The following is a 4,767-nucleotide window of genomic DNA, read 5'->3' on the forward strand; positions in this document are numbered from 1 at the left end:
GTGACAGAAAGGTAGAGGTAAAAGCTACTGTGGATGGTTAAGTTTCTACAAAAAGCCAAATAGAAAGGATTACCGTTTCCATCTTGCTGGCATGGGCATCGTGGTCTCCGATAAAACCACGGGCCAGCGCTGGGACCGCGGTAAAACCTAATACCCCGCATTTCGCAGTTCATTCTTCACTGCTTCATACGGGGCTACGCCTTAGGCGCACAGGTACTCATAGTTTGCCTCCCGATAATCGGGACAGGCACTTCAGGGTCAGCTTGGTTCGACTTTATGCTCGTTGTAAAATGAGCTAGTTCCGAGCCTACCTTTGCCGGTAACTTTGAACGCTGAACCCTAAACAATTCATCAAAAATCGTTTCCATCTTGCTGGCATTAGCCTTGAGGTTTCCGAGAAAACAAAGGGCCAGCGCTGGTAACACTGACATACCTCAATACCCCGCATTTCGCAGCTCATTCTTCGCTGCTTCATACGGGGCTAATCAAAGTTTGACCCCTTCAGGGTCAGCTTGGTTCGGCCCTAAATGACGCAATGTATTCAGATTTATCTGCCGTAGGTAGGTTTATGCCTTTCTGTGGAAGGGATACATAACCGTTTCCATTCGCCACGGCGAACAAGTTCTTGCTGGCATTAGCCTTGAGGTTTCCGAGAAAACAAAGGGCCAGCGCTGGTAACACTGACATCCCTCAATACCCCGCATTTCGTTCAGCGTACCGCTTCACTTCATACGGGGCTAATAACGGTGTCGCGCATTCAGCGCTTACCTTCCTTCAAAATTCATCATTGGACATTCATCATTCGATATTTTTTCGGGAACCGGTTCCAATGAATTTTTGCCGACCTCCTCGGAACAATCGTTCTACTTTCTGTCGGACTACCGAGCCAAGGTGGCAATCGGTTTTTGCACTTAACCCCGCATTCCGTTTGGCTTTCGCTTCACTCCATACGGGGCTACGCCTAAGGCGCACAGGTACTCATAGTTTGCCTCCCGATAATCGGAACAGGCACTTCAGGGTCAGCTTGGTTCGACTTTATGCTCGTTGTAAAATGAGCTAGTCCCGAACCTGTCTTTGCTGATAACTTTGAACCCAAAACCTTCCAAGCGGAAAATCCCATCTTATCACCAATCAATTCATCAATAAAACAACTCGTCAGCTCCTCACCAACTCTTCCTTGTACCCTTAAAAACACGAGACTCTATCCAGCTCTATTTTTCTCCTTTCTTCAAAAAACACAAAATTTTTACTTATTAAAATTCAATTGGTTGGGTTTTTGTAAGAATGTCTGTATGTTTAGATGCATCTACAAGATACCCCGTTGTAAATGGCTTATCCAATAAAATTATCAGCCCCAATTTTTAAAGGAAATGAATCTACCTATATCCAAAAAGCGATTCAATCGGGTAATCTTGCCACTTTCGGAGAATTTATTGACCAATTCGAATATAAAATTGGTGCATTAACGAAAACACATCAGGCCGTTGCGTTAAACTCAGGAACATCTGCCTTACATCTTGGAATGGTACTTTTAGGTGTTGGTCGTGGTGATGAAGTGATATGTCAATCCTTTACTTTCTGTGCCTCTGCCAATCCCATTATCTATCTCGGTGCTACCCCCATTTTTGTAGATAGCGAAAGAGATACTTGGAATATGTCTCCGGAGTTGTTGGAAGACGCCATTCTCAATCGCATCGCTTATGGCAAAAAGCCCAAGGCAATTGTAGTAGTTCACCTTTTCGGGATGCCGGCAAAGATGAATGAAATCATGGAGATCGCCAGAAAATACAATATTCCCGTATTGGAGGATGCCGCTGAGGCGGTGGGAAGTCAATACGAAGGCAAATATTGTGGAACGATGGGGGATTTGGGTGTTTATTCTTTCAATGGGAATAAAATCATTACATCAGGAGGGGGAGGAGCTCTGATTTCTAATAATGCCTTCCTTTTGCAAAAAGCCCAATACCTCTCCATGCAGGCTAGGGAAGACCTTCCTTACTATCAGCACTTGGAAATAGGTTTTAACTACCGTATGAATAATCTCTCTGCGGCTGTGGGAGTGGCTCAATTGGAAATGCTCCAAGAAGCGGTAGAAAACAGAAGACAAATCAATCAAAATTATCGTAAGCTTTTGGCTAATATGCCGGGTATAGCGTTTCAAAACAATAATGAACTCAGCGCCTCTAATTTTTGGTTGACCACCATTTTAATCGACGAAAAGGTGACCGGTTTTTCAAATGATCAGTTGCGTATTAAATTAATGAAAAACGGAATTGAAACCCGTTTTCTCTGGAAACCTCTCCACATGCAACCGGTATTTCGGGGCATACAGTTTTTTGGAGGAAATGTTTCTAAAAACTTATTTCAAAGTGGAATCTGCCTTCCAAGTTCGACAGATCTGACTTTTGAACAGCAGACTAGAATCGTGGAATTGATTCATGATGAACTTGCCAAATCCTTCAAATAATTGGATGTATAGGCGATTTGGAAAAAGGCTAATGGACCTGGTCCTAGCATTTTTATTGTTTTTAGTCTTATCTCCCATATTTCTTCTCCTTTGTCTGCTATTGGCTATTCATTTTAAAGGGAACCCTATTTTTTCGCAGGAAAGACCGGGCCTTCAGGGAAAGATTTTCCGTATTCTGAAGTTTAAGACAATGAATGATGCCAGGGATTCCTCGGGAAACTTGCTTCCAGATGTAAATCGATTGACTGCTTTGGGTAAAATCATTCGAAAAAGCTCATTGGATGAGATCCCTCAACTGATTAATGTCATTAAGGGAGATATGAGTTTGATTGGTCCAAGGCCTTTGTTGGTGGAGTACATACCGCTTTACTCCGAGGAGCAATTTCGGAGACATCTGGTTCGACCTGGGGTAAGTGGATGGGCTCAAATCAATGGGAGAAATGCGATAACTTGGGAAGAGAAATTTGCTTTCGATGTTTGGTACGTGGAAAATTGTAGTTTTTTTTTAGATCTTAAAATCCTCTTTCAGACACTTTTCAATGTGCTTCAGGGTAAGGGGGTTTCACAGCAGGGCCATGTCAGTATGGGGAAATTTATAGGGAATCATCCACCCGATTCTTGATTCCCTAAGAAATAGCAATTATTGTGGGTTTATGTTTATCGGGATATATTAATAGGTTTTTCTCATGAAGCATCAAATCGCTTTTCCGAAGCTCTGATCACTCTATTTGGTTTAAATCTTTAGATTTATCTGCCGTGGGCAGGTTTATGCCTTTCTATGGAAGGGAAAAATAACCGTTTCCATTCGCCACGGCGAACAAGTTCTTGCTGGCATGGGCATCGTGGTTTCCGATAAAACCTTGGGCCAGCGCTGGGATCGTCGTAAAACCTAATACCCCGCATTCCGTTCGGCGTTCCGCCTCACTCCATACGGGGTTATTAATAGTTAGACCCCTTTGGGGTCATTTTAAAGAACAAAGGGACAAATTATTAACGCCTCTAGACAGGCCTAAGTCCCTTATACACGCATTAATTTGATTTAAAATCTGATTTCATCGATTCAACAGAGTTGGTAAATAGCTCTGAAAGAGCGCAATTTTTCATCACCGTGGGTGTTAGCCCACGGATAAGATTCTACACTCCAAGATAAAGCCCTGCAGGGGCGGCACTTCTCCATAAATCCTAATGTAGGAAGGTGCTTAAATAAAAACTCCTCTGGCAGGCTAGAATTTGAAAATTACCCATTACTCATTGAAAATTACCAGACCCCGTTTCCATTCGCCACGGCGAACAAGTTCTTGCTGGCATGGACATCGTGGTTTCCGATAAATCCCCGGGCCAGCGCTGGGATCGTCGTAAAACCTAATACCCCGCATTTCGCAGTTCATTCTTCACTGCTTCATACGGGGCTATTCAAGGTTAAAGGCCTTCAGCCTTTTTCGATTGTCATAACAAACATTAGTTTTTAGGATCAGCCTTACAGCATTTACGTTTTTTTGGAGCATTGGAAAACCGTTAAGAAAATGGCTTTGTTCCGAACCCGCATTTTCCTTTGAACCCTGAACCCTTAACAATTCCTCTGAACTCCAACCTTGGAGATTCGGGATGAAATCGAGAAATAATGAGATTTTTCGATGGGCAACGAATTACAGCTATGGAAGAAAAAGAGCGCTGGGATGTCGCAGGAGCGGGCCATGCGTTGGCCTGAGGGTGGAAGCTTTCCTGCGACTTGACCTTTTGGTTCTTTTGGGTCAATCCAAAAGAACGAATAAATACTACCAAAAAGGTAAAAGGCAAACTGGTTCAAGAGTCTTCAGGTTTTCACCTTTCATAAGTTCATCAACAATCGTTTCCATTCGCCACGGCGAACAAGTTCTTGCTGGCATGGGCATTGTGGTTTACGATAAAACCCCGGGCCAGCGCTGGGATCGTCGTAAAACCTAATACCCCGCATTTCGCAGTTCATTCTTCACTGCTTCATACGGGGCTATTAATGATTTGACCCCTTTGGGGTCATTTTAAAGAACAAAGGGACAAATTATTAACGCCTCTAGGCAAGCCTAATTCACTTATACACGCATTAATTTGATTTAAAATCTGATTTCATCGGATTAACAGAGTTGATGAATAGCTCTGGAAGAGCGTAATTTTACATCACCGTGGGTGTTAGCCCACGGATTAGAATCTGCACTCCAAGATAAAGCCCTGCAGGGGCGACACTTCTCCATAGATCCTAATGGATAATGGAGGAAGGTGTTTTAATAAAAACTCCTCTGGCCGGCTAGAACTTGAAAATTACC

The 4,767-nt window shown here is 43.2% G+C and carries 2 protein-coding genes; both read left to right on the plus strand.

All coding sequences use genetic code 11. The features are described 5' to 3' along the window. The first annotated feature begins 1,327 nt into the window (after positions 1–1,327). Positions 1,328–2,467, plus strand: a complete 1,140-nt coding sequence (locus tag BLQ57_RS20545) for an aminotransferase class I/II-fold pyridoxal phosphate-dependent enzyme (RefSeq protein WP_087941461.1) — start codon at positions 1,328–1,330, stop codon at positions 2,465–2,467. A gap of 31 nt (positions 2,468–2,498) precedes the next feature. Continuing rightward, complete coding sequence (locus tag BLQ57_RS20550) at positions 2,499–3,089, plus strand: sugar transferase (RefSeq protein ID WP_317042248.1); 591 nt, start codon at positions 2,499–2,501, stop codon at positions 3,087–3,089. Positions 3,090–4,767 lie beyond the last annotated feature (1,678 nt).

It is taken from the genome of Algoriphagus faecimaris (assembly GCF_900101705.1).
GTDB lineage: Bacteria > Bacteroidota > Bacteroidia > Cytophagales > Cyclobacteriaceae > Algoriphagus > Algoriphagus faecimaris.

Excerpts from the sequence above, each read along its gene's own strand:
- BLQ57_RS20545 (WP_087941461.1), top strand. The coding sequence starts at position 1,328 with ATGGCTTATCCAATAAAATTATCAGCCCCAATTTTTAAAGGAAATGAA.
- BLQ57_RS20550 (WP_317042248.1), top strand. The coding sequence starts at position 2,499 with ATGGACCTGGTCCTAGCATTTTTATTGTTTTTAGTCTTATCTCCCATA.